Raw genomic sequence first — 15,523 nt, 5'->3', positions numbered from 1 at the left:
ATGCCCGCCTACGCCCGCGGCGGTGCGGGGTCCGCTGGCACGGGGCCGAGGCGGTGCAGGGCGGTCGCGAGGATCGAGTCGAGCGCCTGCTGGGCCGTCCTGAGCCGGGTGATCGCCCCGGTGATGCGCGAGTGCTCCTGCCGCAGCTTGGCGATCGTGGTCGGGCAGGACGACGGCACCATCCGGCCCTCCTCGTCGTGGACGCAGGGCAGGAGCTGGGCGATGGTCGTGGTGGGAACTCCGGCCGTGAGCAGGGCCCGGATGTGGCGCACCGCGGTGACGTCGGCGTCGGTGTACTCCCGGTAGCCGTTGGCCAGCCGTGCCGGGTGCAGCAGCCCCTGGTCCTCGTAGTAGCGCAGCAGCCGCCGGCTGACCCCTGTCGCGTCGGCGAGCTCACCGATCCGCATCCGCTCTCCTCCTGGGTTGACCCTCACACGGATGTGACGCCTTAGCGTGCAGAGTAATTCCGATCAAGGATTTCAAGGAGGCGGAGAGTGTCCGGAGCAGTGATCATCGGAGCGGGCCCGGGGATCGGTCAGGCGGTCGCGCGCAGGTTCGCGCGGGAAGGGTATCCGATCGCCCTCGTGGCCCGCGGCGACGAGACGCTGCGAGCCGCGGCTCGTGCCGTCGAGTCCAGCGGGGTGCCCGTCCTCACCGTCGCAGCCGACTGCGCCGACGAGGACGCCCTGCGCGCCGCCCTGGACCAGGCCGTCGCCGAGTTCGGGCTTCCCGACGTCGTGGTCTACAACGCCGCGATCGTCCAGGCCGATGCGCCGGGGGAGTTGCCGGCGCGCGCGCACCTGGAGGCCTGGGGGGTCAACGTCGTGGGCGCGCACACCGCCGCCGCCCATCTGGCTCCGGAGATGGCGCGCCGCGGGAGCGGGTCGATCCTCATCACCGGAGGCATGCCCGAGCCGAAATGGCGGTACACGAGCCTGTCCCTGGGCAAGGCGGGGGTCCGAACCCTGGTCCGGATCCTCGACCAGCGGTACGGGGCGGCTGGAGTGCATGCTGCCAGCGTCACCGTCGACGGACCCGTGGCGCCGGGCACCGACTTCGATCCCGACGACATCGCCGAGCACTACTGGCGCCTTCACGGCCAGCCGCGGCACCGGTGGGAGCACGAGGTCCTGCACACCGGGCGACCGGGCCCGACCGGCGTCCTCGCGGGGCTGCTGGGCGCCTGGCAGCGCGCCTTCGAGCGGCACCGGCCCGCCGACATGGCCTCGCTCTTCAGCCCGGACGCGCTCTTCCAGGGCGTCACCCCGTCCCTGCGCCGGGGCAGGGACGAGATCGTCGGCTACTACGCCGACGTCCCCGAAGGCACGACGGCCAGGGTCGACGTGCTCGGCGAGACCCGTCTGAGCGGACGCCTGGTGAGCGGGTTCGCCGACGTGACGTTCACCGCCCCCACCGGAGAGGACCGCCACGTGCGGCTGTCCGTCGTCGCCGAGCAGCACGAGGACGCCTGGCTCATCCGCCAGTATCACGCCGCCGGCTGACAAGCGGGCCGCGTCAGCCTGGCCGGCCGTCAGGGTTGCGGCAGGACTCGCGGGAGATGCCCGAGCCGGTGTCGGAGCCGTCCGTCACCTCGTGGACGTCGGCTCGGTCGATGTCGTGGAGCAGGCGCTCGCACGTCCCAGAAGCGCTCATCGGTCATGGCGGAAGCCGACCAGGCGCCTCCGACGTTTCATCGCTTCCTGGTAGCCTCGATCTATGTAGATTAAAGCTACATAGATTCGGCTACATCGGAGGCGCGGTGTTCATCGGTCGGAGGGCCGAGCTGGCGCTGCTGGGGAAGCGGCTGGAGCGGGTCGCGGCCACGGGGGCCGGGACGGCGGTCGCCTTGCGCGGGCGTCGCCAGGTGGGCAAGTCGCGGCTCGTCCAGGAGTTCTGCGACCGGGCCGGAGTGCCGTACCTGTTCTCGGCCGCCACGAAGGGAGCATCGCCCGTCGAGGCGGTGGCCTCGTTCACGCGCGACCTCAGAGAGTCGGCCCTGCCGAGCGAACCCGACCTCGTCCCCCGGTTGGACGGCGGCAACTGGCCCGACGCGTTCAGGGTCCTCGCGGCGACTCTGCCGGACACGCCGTCCATCGTCGTGCTGGACGAACTGCCCTGGCTCGCCGAGCAGGACCCCGTGTTCGACGGCGCGCTTCAGACCGCGTGGGATCGGTTGCTGTCGTCCAAGCCGGTCCTGCTCCTGCTCCTCGGCAGCGACCTGCACATGATGGAGCGCCTCACCGCGTACGACCGCCCCTTCTACGGGCGGGCCGACAACCTGGTGCTCGGCCCGCTGAACCCGGCCGACGTGGGCCAGGCGCTCGGGCTCGGCGCCGCCGACGCCATCGACGCGCACCTGGTCTCCGGAGGGCTTCCGGGCATCGTCCGGACCTGGCCCCATGCCACGCCCGCGCTGGACTTCATGCGCGACGAGTGCGCCGACCCTGCCGCGGCCCTGTTCGGCGTGCCGGAGGCGTCCCTTCTGGCGGAGTTTCCCAACCCCGACACGGCGCGGCGCGTGCTGGAGGCCATCGGCTCGGGCGACCGGACGCACGCCGACATCGCCGCGGCGGCCGGCGGTCGCGGCGAGGCGCTCCCGTCCGGGACCCTGTCGCCTCTCCTGCGCCGGCTGACCAGGGAGAAGCGCGTCCTGGCCGAGGAGCATCCCCTCTCCGCGAAGTCCGGCAGGCCCGCCCTTTACCGGATCGCCGACAGCAACCTGCGCCTCTACCTGGCGGTCCTCCGGGCGGCCCACGAGCAGGCCCGCCGGGGACGGCCGGAGGCGGGCTTCCGCCTGATCGAGCGCCGCTGGACGTCCTGGCGAGGCCGGGCCGTGGAACCGCTCGTCCGGCAGGCTCTGGAGTTGTCGGACCTGCCCTGGCCGGACCTCGGCGCGGTCGGCGGCTGGTGGAACCGCCGCTTCGACCCGGAGGTCGACCTCGTCGGCGCCGACCGCGCCCCCGTGGCGAACCGGATCCACTTCGCCGGCTCGATCAAATGGCTCAACGGCCCGTTCGACGACCGCGACCTGGCGGACCTCCGCCGAGCCGCGAACGAGATCCCGGGCCTGGACCCGGCGGTCGCGGGTCTCGTCGTGGTGTCGCTCTCCGGCACGGACTTCACCGGTGACGTCGCCCTGAGCTGGGACCCTGACGACGTGGTCGGCGCCTGGCGCCAGTAGGCGAACGCCGGCGGGGCGTGTCAGGCCGACGTTCCGCCTGACTCCAACGGACGCCGAACCGAAGAATTGCTGTCACCCTCCGTGGGGAGCCAATCACGGATCGGGTCTGATTGGCCACGACGGGCGGCGCGGATGCTAGCAGTCGCATGCCCAGGGCATCTTAGGTTCTGCTTCTGGAGAACGACGGCAAGCGTGTTGACGAGTTATCTATCCGTTGGTTTCCAAGGTCATCAAGCTGACATCGATCTCAATTGTGTTCTGACTCACACCGTGTTGCCGTAATCCATTGTTCGGGTACGGTTCACATTGTCGGCAGCGAAGCGCTGTTGATAAGTCTTCAAACGGAGGTAAGGCCATGAAGCCCGACGAGTGCCCCATTTGTCGTGCCCCGAAGGGCAGCTGCCCGCACGGGTAGTACCTGCCTGAGAAGGACGCCATCAGTAGTGGTGGCGCTCTCATAGATGACCGCGGAAACCGCGGTCTTGGTACCGGCTCCGGCGCCCGCCCACCGTGGCGAGCGTCGGAGCACCTTTCGTGTGCCCGATCCAGAATTCGGCTCGATGTCATTCATTTGAATGAGGAATTGTTGAATTCTGTGCCAGGCGGACCCCTCGTTCGTATTCGCCGCAACGGCAATGAGGGGAACTTTGCTGTGCCCGAAAACAGCTTGCGGACGACTGTCTCCGCGCGGGCGCTCGGCGAACCGGCGGGCCGCGTCCCCGACCTGGCCGGTCCCAGGGTGTTCCCGATCGGCACGCTCATCCGCGGCTACCTGCGCGGGAGCGGCAAGCACCGCGCGACGATGCCGGTCCGCATCCCGGGGAAGGCCGGGCGCGCGTACCGCACCGGCGACAACCTCTCCATCGAAGGCGCCGACCGGGGCACGCACACCTGGGAGGACTTCCAGGCCGAACGGCTCGGCCGCCCGGCCCCCGTCGAAGCGGCGGCCGGCTGAACGTCCGCCGCCGGGATCTCTCCCGGCGGCCGGGCGGATCAGAGAACGTCGGTCTCGACCTGTTTGCGGAGGACCTTTCCGGTCGCGTTGCGGGGGAGGGGGTCGGTGGTGACGTGCCAGCGGGACGGGACCTTGAAGTAGGCGAGCCGCTCGCGGGCGAAGTCCGCCAGCTCCTCGGCGGCGGGCGGGGCGCCGGCGAAGACGGCGACCGCGGCGACCTCCTGGCCGAGGTCGGGGTGGGGGACGCCGATGACGATGCACTCGCGCAGCCCCGGGTACTCGGCGAGGACGTTCTCGATCTCCGCCGGGTAGACGTTCTCGCCGCCGCGGATGATCAGGTCGGATCGGCGTGTGGTGAGCCGCAGCCGCCCCTGCTCCATCATGCCGATGTCGCCGGTGTGCAGCCAGCGGTCGGCGTCGAACGCGCGGGCGGTGGCCTCGGGATCACGCCAGTAGCCGACCATGTTGTAGGCGCTGCGGACGCAGACCTCGCCCTCGACGCCGTCGGGGAGCGCCTTGTTGGCCGGGTCGCGGATCTCCAGCTGCACCCCGACCGACGGGCGGCCGAGCGTCCCCGGAGACTCCTCCAGGTCGGCGGGGGTGGCGGTGGACACGCCGGTGCACGACTCGGTGAGGCCGTAGCTGTCGACCAGCCCGCCCTTCGCGGGCGGGAACACCGCGCGCAGCCGCTCCTTGAACGCCGGTGAGGACGGCGCGGTGGCCAGCGAGAACGCCGTGAGCGAGGAGACGTCGTACTTCGACAGGTCGCCGTGCTCGATCATCCGGTTCGCCATGGTGGGGACGGCGCCCCAGTTCGTCACGCGCTCGCGCTCGATGAGGGCGAGGACCCTGTCCACGTCGAAGCCGCCCTCATGCATGATCACGGCGGTGCCGGTGGCGAGCCGGGGCACGGCGAGGTTGTGCAGGCACGCGATGTGGAACAGCGGCAGCGCCAGCAGGTAGCGGCGGGACGCGGGGTCCACCGGGTCGCCGAAGGCGCGCATCAGGGCGTCGTTGAAGCGGTGGTACTCGATCACCGAGGTCAGGTTCCGGTGCGAGTGGACGGCCCCCTTGGGCCGGCCCGACGTGCCGCTGGTGTAGAGGATGACCGCCGGGTCGTCCTCGGCCACCTGCGGCGGCTCCAGGACGGCGCCGGTGTAGCGGCGGGTCAGCGACGGGACGTCCCGCTCCATCGTCAGCACGTCCTCGGAGATCAGCGCGGCGCGCTTCTCGTCGGCGATGACGACCTTCGGGTCGGTGTGCCCGAGGGCGTACTCGATCTCGCGGGGCGCCCACCAGGCGTTGTAGCCGACCGCGACGGCCCCGGCGGCGATCGCCGCCCAGAACGAGACGATCCACTCGGGGCTGTTGGCGGCGTCGATCGCGATGCGGTCACCGGGGCGCACGCCGAGGTCGTCGCGCAGCGCCTTCGCCATGGAGGCGACGGCGGCGGCGTGCTCGGCGAAGCTCAGCCGCCGGTCCGCGGTGACGATGTAGTCGCGGTCGCCGTGGGACGCGGAGCGGACGAGCACCTCGCCGAGGCTGCGGGCGCGGTTCGCGAACACCGGGATCCGGGCGCCGAGCACCTCCTCCTCCCGCAGCTCGAACTCGCCGCCGGGACCGGTCAGCTGCCGGACGATCTCCATGGGGACCCCTCCTCCTCGCCGGACGCGCTCATTGTCGGCCGCCCCACCACGGGCTTCACCAGGGCATTCCGCTCAGCGGGACCGCCGCCCGCACCCCCGGTCGAGGTAATTCCCGGTGAGCGGGACTGGTCCCTTCACGTGGTCCCCATCACATCACCATGGGCCCTCACCAGGACTGATTCAGCCCGGTACCCGCCGCGTGCGGCGAGATGACCGGGCTGGGCGCGAAGCAGGACTGAGCGGAGTCGTTTCATGGGAAGCCTCAGCGGCAAGGTCGCGATCGTGACCGGAGCGGGACAGGGCGTCGGGCAGGGCATCGCCCTCGCGCTGGCGTCGGAGGGCGCGGCGGTCGCCGTGCTCGGCAGGACGCGGGCCAAGCTCGACGCCACGTGCGAGCTGGTCCGGGCGCGCGGCGCCGAGGCCGAGGCGTTCGAGTGCGACGTCGCCGACACCGAGGCGATCCCCGCCGTGGTCGGGCGCGTCGCCGAGGCGTTCGGCGGCATCGACGTCCTCGTCAACAACGCCTACTCCGGCGCCTACGGGCCGCTCCTGGAGATGAGCGACCGCGCGTTCCGGAAGGGGTTCACGACCGGTCCGTTCGCCGCGTTCGCGTTCATGAAGGCGTGCCACCCGCACATGAAGGCGCGCGGCGGCGGCAGCATCGTCAACCTCGTCACCTCCGCCATGGTCCGCTGGGACCCCAGCACGTTCGGCGCCTACGCGGCCGCCAAGCAGGCGCTGCGGTCGCTGACCCGCACGGCCGCCGCCGAGTGGGGGCCGGACGGGATCCGCGCCAACAGCATCGCCCCGCACGCCCTGTCTCCCGGGCTGAAGTGGTGGGCGGAGACGAACCCCGAGGAGGCCGAGGAGTTCCGCAAGACGATTCCCCTCGGCTACATCGGCGACTGCGAGGACGACATCGGCAGGGCCGTGGCAGCGCTCGTCCAGCCCGCCATGCGCTACCTCACCGGAGCCACCATCCCGCTTGACGGCGGCCAGGCCCACTTCGGCTGAACCGGCGGCGACCCAGACCACGCCCCCCGCCTGACAACACCCCACCACCCCATCTCAACCCACCCCATGCCACCGGCCGCGTTCGCGCGCGCCGGTGAAAGGAGCACGTCCGTATGAAGGTCGACAAGATCGGACGCCTCGCGGCGGGAGCCCTAGCGGTCGCGCTCGTCACGACGTCCTGTGCCAGCGACCGCTCGGGCACCGACGGGACGGCCGCCGGGAACGGTCCAGGCGGCGGCGCGAGCGCGGGCGCGGGCGCCAAGGCGTTCGGGACGCTGCCCTCGCCGTGCGGGCCGGGCGACGCCAAGGGCGAGACCGACCAGGGCGTCACCGACGACCAGATCGCGATCGGGTTCGGCGACGACCGCGGCTTCACCTCCGCGCCCGGCCTGTCCAAGGAGATGGGCGACGCCGTCAGCGCCATGATCGAGTGGTGCAACGGGCAGGGCGGCATCAACGGGCGCAAGATCAAGGGCAACCAGTACGACGCCGCCTACATGCAGTCCGCGAAGGTGGTGCAGGAGTCCTGCAAGCAGGACTTCATGCTCGTCGGGCAGGGCTTCGCGATGGACGAGGCCGCCGAGCAGTACCGGGTGGGCTGCAAGCTGCCGACCGTCGCCGGCTTCACCGTCGGCCCGAACGCGGCGATGGGCCCGATGAAGTACGAGGCCGTCCCCTACCCGGTGGACATGCTGAACATCGGCGCGCTGCGCATCGCGCAGAAGATGTTCCCCGACTACAAGGACAAGACGGACCTGCTGCTGTCGACGTCCCCGGCCGTCAGCACCGGCACCAACAAGGTCGCGAGCGCGATGAAGGGGATCGGCGTCAAGCCGCTGGAGTGCGGCGTCCGGCTGAACGACGCGGGCGAGAGCAGCTACATGCCGTTCGCCAAGAAGATCAAGGACTGCGGCGCGAAGTACCTGTGGACGTCCGACTCGCCCGACCCGGGGCAGTTCAACCTGCTGGAGTCGATCGAGCGGGCGGGCGCCGACCCCGCCTACGTGTTCGAGGCGACCTGGTACAGCTCCCTCGTCTCCAAGTGGAACACCTCCGGCGCGGGTGACCGCCTGCACGTCGGCATGATCTTCCAGCCGCTGGAGAACGCGGACAGGGTCCCGGCGGTCAAGCAGTACACCGACCTCGTCAGCGCGAAGAAGGGCAAGGTCGCGCTGCTCGGCATGCAGGCCACCTCGGCGTTCCTGCTGTGGGCGCAGTCCGCGCAGAAATGCGGCTCGGACCTGACCCGGCAGTGCGTGATCAACGAGCTGGCGAAGGTGCACGAGTGGACGGGCGGCGGCCTGCACGCGCCGACCGACCCGGGCAACAACAAGCCGGCGTCGTGCTCGCTGATGGTCAAGCTGAACAAGACGAAGTACGAGCAGGTCTACCCGAAGAACGTCGGCGAGTTCGAGTGCGGCGGCGACTTCGTCGTCACGACCGACCCGAAGACGTGGGGGACGAAGCTCGACGGCGACCGGATCTCCACCAGGTTCCTGACCGGCGACGTCATCAAGCCCCAGGCGTCCTGACCGCGACGGCGGCCGGAGCGTCCTCCCATGGCGGTGAACTAGTGGCGGTGACCACGTGACCACGTTCCTGACCTACACCATTCTCGGCCTGGTCCTCGGCTCGGTGTACTCCATCGCGGCCTCGGGGCTCGTGCTGACGTACAACACCTCGGGAATCTTCAATTTCGCGCACGGCGCCCAAGCCATGTTCGGAACGTTCCTGTACTGGCACTGCACCGAGCGGTGGGGCTGGCCGGTGTGGCTCGCGCTGATCGTCGTGGTCGGCGTCGCCGGCCCCGCGATGGGCGCCGCCCTGCACACGGCCATCATGCGGGGCCTGCGCGGCACCGCCGACGTCACGAAGATCATCGTGACGGTGGCGGTGCTGCTCGGGACCGTCTACCTGGCCCAGTGGATCTGGAACCCCGACGAGGCCCACACCGTCGACATGTTCTTCGGCGCGGGCTCCAAGATCACGGTGGCGGGGGTGGTGGTCCGATACCACGAGATCGTGTGCCTGGCCGCCGCCGTCGCGATCGCGGCCGGGCTGCGGGTGCTGTTCACCCGCAGCCGGGCCGGCGTGGTGATGCGCGGGTCCGTCGACGACCCCGACCTGCTGCGGCTGAACGGCCACGACCCGGAGCGCGCCGCGATGCTGTCGTGGGCGCTCGGGTCGACGCTGGCCGTGCTGGCCGGGGTGCTGATCGTGCCGATCAGCGGCGGCGGGCTGGACGCCAACGCGCTGACGCTGCTGGTGATCGACGCGTTCGCGGCGGCGATGTTCGGGCGGCTGCGCAGCATCCCCCGCACGTTCGCCGGCGCGATGGTGCTCGGCCTGGCCGCGAACTACGTGCTGGCCTACCTGCCGTCGGCGGGCACGTTCACCGGCAACCTCCGCGTCTCGCTGCCGATGATCATCCTGTTCGTCGTGCTGGTGGTGCTGCCCCAGGACCGGCTGCGCGGGGCCGCGGTCCGGACCCGCGAGCGGTACCGGCCGCCGACCGTCCGGTCGGCGGCGGTGTGGGGGCTCGTGCTGGTCGCGGTCGTCTACCTCTCCAGCCTGCTGCTGTCGGACGGCGCGGTCACCACGTTCTCGCTCGGCATGACGTTCGCGATCATCGCGCTGTCGCTGACCGTCCTCACCGGCTACGCGGGCGAGCTGAACCTCGCGCCGCTGGCGTTCGGGGCCGTCGGGACGGTGGTGGCGTTCCACTTCGGCGTGCAGGGCAGCGGCCTCGCGGCCCGGACGAACCTCCAGGGCGTGCTGCTCGCCGTCGCGGCGGCGGCGCTGGTCGGCGGGCTCGTCGCGCTGCCGGCGCTGCGGCTGCGCGGCCTGTACCTGGCGCTCGCGACCATGGCATTCGGCGAGTTCCTGTCGAACATGGTGCTGCGCGACACCACCGAGCACGAGCTGTTCGGGATGAGGTTCACCCTCTTCCCGGACGGGGCGCTCGTCGTCCCGCCGCTCAAGGTCGGCCCCCTCGACCTGCGGGACGGGACGACCTCGCTGATGACCGCGACCGTGCTGTTCGCGCTCATCGCCGTCGGGCTCGCCGCGCTGCGCGGCAGCGGCTACGGGCGGCGGCTCGCGGCGATGAAGGACAGCCCGGCGGCGACGGCGATGCTCGGGCAGAACCTCGTCCGGCTGAAGCTCAGCGTCTTCATGATCTCGGCGGCGATCGCGGGGCTCGGCGGCGTGCTGATGTCGGCGGCGACCGGGACCGTCGCGCAGGAGAACTTCTCCTTCACCGGCAGCCTCGCCCTGCTGATGCTCGTCGTGGTGGCGGGCATCGGCTACCTCAGCGGCGCCCTGTTCGGCGGGCTGATGGCGGGCGTCGGCTCGGCCGTCCTCGTCTCCACGTTCGGCGACCTCGCCCTGGAGAACGAGGGCATGGCCACCGTCTACCGGGCGCTCGGCCACCTCGTCCTCGTCGGGACGGCGCTGGTCGGGATGGGCGTCGGCCGGAACCCGAGCGGGTTCGTGCACGACCTCGTCGACGGCTACCGGGCGATCCGGACCGCGCGCCCGCCGCTGTTCGGGGCGGGGGCGCTCGGCGCCGTCCTGTACGTGCTCGCGCTGACCGGCGTGATCGGCACGTGGACGTTCGCGCTGGCCGCGCTGTGCGTCGTCATGCTGCTGCCCGTCGTGGGCCGCGCCTACCTGGAGGAGGGGCGCGGGGCCCGCCCGGTGCCGCTGGAGCTCGTCGGCGTGGACGAGCCCTGCACCGACGAGCTGCGCGTCCGCCTCGACCGCGAACTCGGCCTGAAGGGAACGGTCCATGCCTGAGACCCCGCCCCTGCTCGCCACCCAGGGCGTCACCGTCCGGTTCGGCGGCAACACCGCCGTGGACGACGTGAGCCTCACCATGGACGAAGGCCGCATCACCGGGCTCATCGGCCCGAACGGCGCGGGCAAGACCACGATGTTCAACACCATCACCGGCCTGCAGAGGCCCGCGTCCGGCCAAGTGCTCCTGGACGGGGACGACATCACCCGCCTGTCCCCGGCCAAGCGCGCGCGGCGCGGCATGGCGCGGACGTTCCAGCGGCTGGAGCTGTTCCTGTCGCTGTCCGTGCGCGACAACGTCCGCGTCGCGGGCGACGTCCTGCGCGCCACGTCCCGCAAGCGGTTCGACCTCGACGAGGAGACGGACCGGATCCTGGAGCGCACGGGCCTCACCGACGTCGCCGGCCGCGACGTGTCCGACATCCCGATCGGACGGGCCCGGGTCGTGGAGGTGGCGCGCGCGCTGATGACCTCGCCGCGCGTGCTGCTGCTGGACGAGCCCGCCTCCGGCCAGACCGAGCGCGAGACGGAGGCGTTCGCCGAGACGCTCACCGGCCTCGCCGCCGACGGTCTCGCGATCTGCCTGGTCGAGCACGACCTGCCGATGGTCATGCGGCTGTGCTCCACCATCCACGTCCTCGACTACGGCGCGCTCATCGCCTCCGGCACCCCGCGGGAGATCAAGGAGTCGCCGGAGGTCATCGCCGCCTACATCGGCACCGAGGAGGCGAGTCATGCCTGAACCGGACGCGTCCGCCGGACCGGCCGCCGCCGCGTCCCCGGAACCCCTGCTCGAACTGAGGGGGGTCCGGGCGGGCTACGGCGCCATCGAGGTCCTGCACGGCGTCGACCTGGCGCTGCGGCCCGGCTCGCTGCTGGCGCTGCTCGGCCCGAACGGCGGCGGAAAGTCCACCACGATGCGGGTGTGCGCGGGCCTGCACCCGCCGACCGGCGGGGACCTGCTGTTCGCCGGGCGCAGGGTGAACGGCGTCTCGGCGCAGGACGCGGCGCGCCTCGGCGTCTGCGCGATCCCCGAGGGCCGCGGGATCTTCCCCAACCTGACGGTGCGGGAGAACCTGTGGGCCGCCACCGGGACCGGCGCCCGGCTGGAGGACCTGGAGGAGCGGGCCTACGCCCGCTTTTCGATCCTCGGCGAGCGCCGCCACCAGCTCGCCGGATCCCTGTCCGGCGGCGAGCAGCAGATGCTCGCGCTCTCGCGCGCGCTCGGCAGCGACCCCGCCGTGCTGCTGCTCGACGAGCTGTCCATGGGCCTCGCGCCCATGATCGTCACCCGGATGTACGAGACGGTCGCCGAACTGGTCGAGGGCGGCCTGTCGGTGCTGGTCGCGGAGCAGTTCGCCCGCGCCGTCCTGCCGATCGCCGACACCGCCGCGCTGATGCTGCACGGGCGCGTGGTGGCGGCCGGCCCGCCCGCCGAGATCGAAGACCGGCTGTCCAGCGACTACCTGGGAGGTTGACCCCATCATGCTCACCGAGGAACGGCGCCAGAGGTTCAAGGACGACGTCGGGAAGCAGCGCCTGAGGACCGACGGGTCCCGCTTCGACGGGGCGGCGCGGATCGCCGGGATCCTGGCCATGATCGTCGGCATCGCCGGGACGTTCGTCGCCTACAACGTCTCGCTCACCAAGGACGACCTGCGGGACGTGGGCTCGCTGCAGACGCTCGCCGTCGGGTTCCTGGCGGTGACCGTCCTGGGCGCGGCCCTCTACCTGGCCGCCGCCGTGACCCGAGTCCTGCGCCTATGGCTGCTGCGCCAGCTGCTGGAGCAGCAGCACCACACAGACCAACTGACCGAAGCGCTACGCGCACGTTGACTTGCGGCGTGTTGCCCTTCTGAGAGCGCTGATAAGGGCAACACGCCGCAAGTCGACGGAGGGGGTCGTCGCTCCCGGTCAGCGGGATGTCCAGGGTGCCCGGACATCCCGCTGATTAACGTCTAGTCCGGATGGAGGACTTTCGATGAATCACCCGACTCGCCTGCGGGGGGGCGACCCCCCGCAACCCCCGGCAACCGCCCCGAAGCCCGACGTGTTCGAGCCCGCGAAGCTCGGGCCGGTCACGCTGCGGAACCGCACGATCAAGGCGGCTACGTACGAGGGGCTGACCAGGGACGGCCAGGTCACCGACGCGCTGATCGACTTCCATGTCCGGCACGCGCGCGGCGGCGTCGGGATGACCACCGTCGCGTACTGCGCGGTGGCGCCGGAGGGCCGCACCGACCGCAGGCAGATCCACTGGCGGGACGAGGCCATGCCCGGCCTTCGCAGGCTGACCGACGCCGTGCACGCGGAGGGTGCGGCCGTCCAGGCGCAGATCGGGCACGCCGGTCCGGTCGCCAACCCCAAGAGCAACGGGCTCCCCGCGCTCGCGCCCAGCCGCCACTTCCACCTCACCACGCAGACCGTCGCGAGGGCCGCCACGCACGCGGACCTGGAGCGCGTCGTCGAGGCGCACGGCCGCGCGGGCAGGATGGCGATCGAGGCGGGGTTCGACTCCATCGAGATCCACATGGGGCACAACTACCTGACGAGCGCGTTCCTCAGCCCCAAGATCAACCACCGCAAGGACGAGTACGGCGGGTCGCTGGAGAACCGCGCCCGGCTGGCGCGCGACATCGGCCGCGCCGTCCGCGACGCCGTCGGCGACCGCATCGCGATCACCGCGAAGCTCAACATGGACGACGGCGTGCCCGGCGGCTTCTGGATCGACGAGGCCATCCAGGTCGCCCGCCGGCTGGAGGCCGACGGCTCCGTCGACGCCCTCCAGATGACCGCCGGAAGCTCCCTGCTCAACCCCATGTACCTGTTCAAGGGCGACGCGCCGCTGCACGAGTTCGCCGCCGTCATGAAGCAGCCGACCAAGCTCGGGATCAAGCTGATCGGCAGGCACTTCCTGAAGTCCTACCCCTACGAGGACCTCTACCTGCTCAGGGACGCCCGGCAGATCCGCGCCGCGGTGAAGCTGCCGATGATCCTGCTGGGCGGCGTCACCGACAGGGCGGGCATGGACACCGCGATGGCGGAGGGCTTCCAGTTCGTCGCGATGGCCCGCGCCCTGCTGCGCGAGCCCGACCTGATCAACCGGATCAAGGACGAGCCGGCGACCGAGTCCCTGTGCATCCACTGCAACAAGTGCATGACCGCGATCTACGGCGGCACGCACTGCGTCCTGTCCACCGAGCCGGCCTGGGGTGCCGCGGGTGCGTGACGAGACGATCGCGGCGATGCTGCTGGCCAGGCTGGGCGACACCCGGCCCGGCCTGCGCAGCCGCGAGCGGACGTGGACGTGGGACGAGGTCGTCCGCGAGAGCGCGGCCCGCGCGGCTCTCGCCCGCGAACTGCGCCAGGACGGGCCTGCCTCTTGTGGGGGGGCGCCCCCCCACAAGCCCCGGAACCGCCCGTTCCACATCGGCGTGCTGCTGGAGAACGTCCCGGAGTACGTCCTGTGGCTCGGGGCGGCGGCGCTCGGCGGCGCGACGATCGTCGGCATCAACTCCACCCGGACCGGCGCCTACCTGGAGCAGGAGGTCCGGCACACCGACCTCCAACTCGTCGTCACCGACCGGGCCGGGCTGGAGCTGCTGGACGGCCTCGACATCGGCGTCCCGCGCGACCGCTTCCTGCTGGTCGACGACGACGGCTACCCGGAACTGGTCGCCGCCCGCGCCTGCGAACCCGAAGCGGACGAGTCGGTCACCCCTGAGACGCAGATGCTCCTGCTGTTCACCTCCGGGACGACCGGCGCGTCGAAGGCGGCGCGCTGCTCGCAGGGCAGGCTCGCCGAGCTGGGCCGCGACAACAGCGCCAAGTACGACGTCAAGCGCGAGGACGTCAGCTACTGCTCCATGCCGCTGTTCCACGGCAACGCGCTGATGGCGCTGTGGGCGCCGTCGCTGGCGGTGGGCGCGACCGTCGCGCTGGCGAGGAAGTTCTCCGCGTCGGGGTTCCTGCCGGACGTCCGGTACTACGGCGCGACGTTCTTCACCTACGTCGGCAAGGCGATCGGCTATGTCCTCGCCACCCCCGAGAAGCCGGACGACGGCGACAACACGCTGACGCACGGGTTCGGCACGGAGGCGTCCCCGGAGGACAAGGCCGAGTTCGCGCGCCGCTTCGGCGCCCGGCTGGTCGAGGGCTACGGGTCCAGCGAGAGCGCGGGCATGATCAGGCGGGATCCGCAGGCGCCGCCGGGCGCGCTCGGCCGCCCCGCCCACGACGGCGTCCGCGTCGTCAACCCCGAGACGTGCGAGACCTGCGCGCCCGCCGTGCTGGACGGGCACGGCCGCGTCACCAACGCCGAGGCCGCCGTCGGGGAGATCGTCGACGTGCGCGGCGCGGCCAGGTTCGAGGGCTACTACAACAACCCCGAGGCCGACGCCGAGCGGGTCAGGCACGGCTGGTACTGGACGGGCGACCTCGGCTACGTCGACGGCGACGGGTTCCTGTACTTCGGCGGGCGGTCCGGCGACTGGATCCGGGTCGACTCGGAGAACATCTCCGCGCTGCTCACCCAGAACGTCGTCCGCCGCCACCCGAAGATCGTGGACGCGGTCGCGTTCGGCGTGCCCGACCCGCGCTCGGGCGACCAGGTGATGGCGGCCATCGAGATCCCCGAGGGGGTCGAGTTCGAGGACCTGGACCTGCCCGCCTTCCTGGCCCGCCAGGACGACCTCGGCACCAAGGGCGCGCCGCGCTTCGTGCGCGTCTCGCACGCCCTGCCGACGACCGGGTCGGGAAAGCTCAAGAAGAAGGAGCTGCAGCTCGACGGCTGGCGCACGTCCGACCCCGTGTTCCGGTGGGCGGGCCGCGGCTCGCCGGAGTACGTCCCGATGACCGAGGCGGACAAGGCCGCGCTCCGCGAGGAGTTCACCGCCGCGGGCCGCGGGCGCTTCCTCCCCTGACCGACCG

At 71.5% G+C, this 15,523-nt stretch carries 14 protein-coding genes; 11 read left to right on the top strand and 3 right to left on the bottom strand.

Annotation, left to right across the window (positions count from 1 at the left end; genetic code table 11):
* Positions 1 to 8 precede the first annotated feature (8 nt).
* Entirely contained in the window at positions 9 to 407 is a 399-nt protein-coding gene (locus BKA00_RS20225) for a MerR family transcriptional regulator (protein WP_185027235.1), read from the bottom strand.
* 87 nt (positions 408 to 494) lie between these two features.
* On the opposite strand from BKA00_RS20225, the gene BKA00_RS40515 reads away from it, so the two are divergent.
* The gene (locus BKA00_RS40515; protein WP_185027233.1) at positions 495 to 1,502 is read left to right on the top strand and encodes an SDR family NAD(P)-dependent oxidoreductase; all 1,008 of its coding nucleotides are present in this window, start codon (positions 495 to 497) and stop codon (positions 1,500 to 1,502) included.
* 13 nt (positions 1,503 to 1,515) lie between these two features.
* Here the strand turns inward: BKA00_RS40515 and BKA00_RS20215 are convergent, their stop codons facing one another.
* Entirely contained in the window at positions 1,516 to 1,653 is a 138-nt protein-coding gene (locus BKA00_RS20215; protein ID WP_185035387.1) for a hypothetical protein, read from the bottom strand.
* A gap of 106 nt (positions 1,654 to 1,759) precedes the next feature.
* On the opposite strand from BKA00_RS20215, the gene BKA00_RS20210 reads away from it, so the two are divergent.
* Positions 1,760 to 3,181: an AAA family ATPase gene (locus tag BKA00_RS20210; protein WP_185027231.1), complete on the top strand. Its 1,422-nt coding sequence runs from the start codon at positions 1,760 to 1,762 to the stop codon at positions 3,179 to 3,181.
* A 652-nt stretch (positions 3,182 to 3,833) separates the two neighbouring features.
* Complete coding sequence (locus tag BKA00_RS20205) at positions 3,834 to 4,136, top strand: hypothetical protein (RefSeq protein WP_185027229.1); 303 nt, start codon at positions 3,834 to 3,836, stop codon at positions 4,134 to 4,136.
* A gap of 38 nt (positions 4,137 to 4,174) precedes the next feature.
* Here the strand turns inward: BKA00_RS20205 and casG are convergent, their stop codons facing one another.
* A complete protein-coding gene (gene casG, locus BKA00_RS20200) occupies positions 4,175 to 5,782 on the bottom strand; it encodes a steroid-24-oyl-CoA synthetase (RefSeq protein ID WP_185027227.1) in 1,608 nt (535 codons plus the stop codon).
* 252 nt (positions 5,783 to 6,034) lie between these two features.
* Here casG and BKA00_RS20195 point away from each other — a divergent pair, with 252 nt between their 5' ends.
* The 8 genes from BKA00_RS20195 (at position 6,035) to casI (ending at position 15,516) form a co-directional block, all read left to right on the top strand.
* Positions 6,035 to 6,796, top strand: a complete 762-nt coding sequence (locus BKA00_RS20195) for an SDR family NAD(P)-dependent oxidoreductase (RefSeq protein ID WP_185027226.1) — start codon at positions 6,035 to 6,037, stop codon at positions 6,794 to 6,796.
* A 113-nt stretch (positions 6,797 to 6,909) separates the two neighbouring features.
* Complete coding sequence (locus tag BKA00_RS20190; protein ID WP_185027224.1) at positions 6,910 to 8,328, top strand: ABC transporter substrate-binding protein; 1,419 nt, start codon at positions 6,910 to 6,912, stop codon at positions 8,326 to 8,328.
* A 55-nt stretch (positions 8,329 to 8,383) separates the two neighbouring features.
* Positions 8,384 to 10,594 carry a branched-chain amino acid ABC transporter permease gene (locus BKA00_RS20185; RefSeq protein ID WP_185027222.1) on the top strand — a complete coding sequence of 737 codons (2,211 nt, stop codon included), beginning with the start codon at positions 8,384 to 8,386 and terminating at the stop codon, positions 10,592 to 10,594.
* Positions 10,587 to 11,336, top strand: a complete 750-nt coding sequence (locus BKA00_RS20180; protein ID WP_185027220.1) for an ABC transporter ATP-binding protein — start codon at positions 10,587 to 10,589, stop codon at positions 11,334 to 11,336. Before BKA00_RS20185 ends, BKA00_RS20180 begins: the two co-directional genes overlap by 8 nt.
* On the top strand, positions 11,329 to 12,072 hold the full coding sequence (locus BKA00_RS20175; RefSeq protein WP_185027218.1) for an ABC transporter ATP-binding protein: 744 nt from the start codon (positions 11,329 to 11,331) through the stop codon (positions 12,070 to 12,072). Before BKA00_RS20180 ends, BKA00_RS20175 begins: the two co-directional genes overlap by 8 nt.
* Before the next feature lie 7 nt (positions 12,073 to 12,079).
* Positions 12,080 to 12,430 carry a hypothetical protein gene (locus BKA00_RS20170; protein WP_185027216.1) on the top strand — a complete coding sequence of 117 codons (351 nt, stop codon included), beginning with the start codon at positions 12,080 to 12,082 and terminating at the stop codon, positions 12,428 to 12,430.
* Positions 12,431 to 12,575: 145 nt separating this feature from the next.
* Positions 12,576 to 13,823, top strand: coding sequence for an NADH:flavin oxidoreductase (locus tag BKA00_RS20165; protein WP_185027214.1), 1,248 nt, complete (start codon positions 12,576 to 12,578; stop codon positions 13,821 to 13,823).
* Positions 13,816 to 15,516, top strand: a complete 1,701-nt coding sequence (gene casI, locus BKA00_RS20160) for a steroid-22-oyl-CoA synthetase (protein ID WP_185027212.1) — start codon at positions 13,816 to 13,818, stop codon at positions 15,514 to 15,516. The genes BKA00_RS20165 and casI overlap by 8 nt, the downstream gene beginning before the upstream one ends.
* Positions 15,517 to 15,523 lie beyond the last annotated feature (7 nt).

Origin of the sequence: Actinomadura coerulea (assembly GCF_014208105.1) — a bacterium.
Taxonomy (GTDB): Bacteria; Actinomycetota; Actinomycetes; order Streptosporangiales; family Streptosporangiaceae; genus Spirillospora; species Spirillospora coerulea.
The sequence above is the reverse complement of the archived record's forward strand: the minus strand, read 5'-3'. Positions and strand labels throughout refer to the sequence as shown.

Excerpts from the sequence above, each read along its gene's own strand:
- BKA00_RS20190 (WP_185027224.1), top strand. The coding sequence starts at position 6,910 with ATGAAGGTCGACAAGATCGGACGCCTCGCGGCGGGAGCCCTAGCGGTC.
- BKA00_RS20165 (WP_185027214.1), top strand. The coding sequence starts at position 12,576 with ATGAATCACCCGACTCGCCTGCGGGGGGGCGACCCCCCGCAACCCCCG.
- BKA00_RS20225 (WP_185027235.1), bottom strand. The coding sequence starts at position 407 with ATGCGGATCGGTGAGCTCGCCGACGCGACAGGGGTCAGCCGGCGGCTG.
- BKA00_RS20175 (WP_185027218.1), top strand. The coding sequence starts at position 11,329 with ATGCCTGAACCGGACGCGTCCGCCGGACCGGCCGCCGCCGCGTCCCCG.
- BKA00_RS20170 (WP_185027216.1), top strand. The coding sequence starts at position 12,080 with ATGCTCACCGAGGAACGGCGCCAGAGGTTCAAGGACGACGTCGGGAAG.
- BKA00_RS20180 (WP_185027220.1), top strand. The coding sequence starts at position 10,587 with ATGCCTGAGACCCCGCCCCTGCTCGCCACCCAGGGCGTCACCGTCCGG.
- BKA00_RS20195 (WP_185027226.1), top strand. The coding sequence starts at position 6,035 with ATGGGAAGCCTCAGCGGCAAGGTCGCGATCGTGACCGGAGCGGGACAG.
- casG (WP_185027227.1), bottom strand. The coding sequence starts at position 5,782 with ATGGAGATCGTCCGGCAGCTGACCGGTCCCGGCGGCGAGTTCGAGCTG.
- BKA00_RS20215 (WP_185035387.1), bottom strand. The coding sequence starts at position 1,653 with ATGAGCGCTTCTGGGACGTGCGAGCGCCTGCTCCACGACATCGACCGA.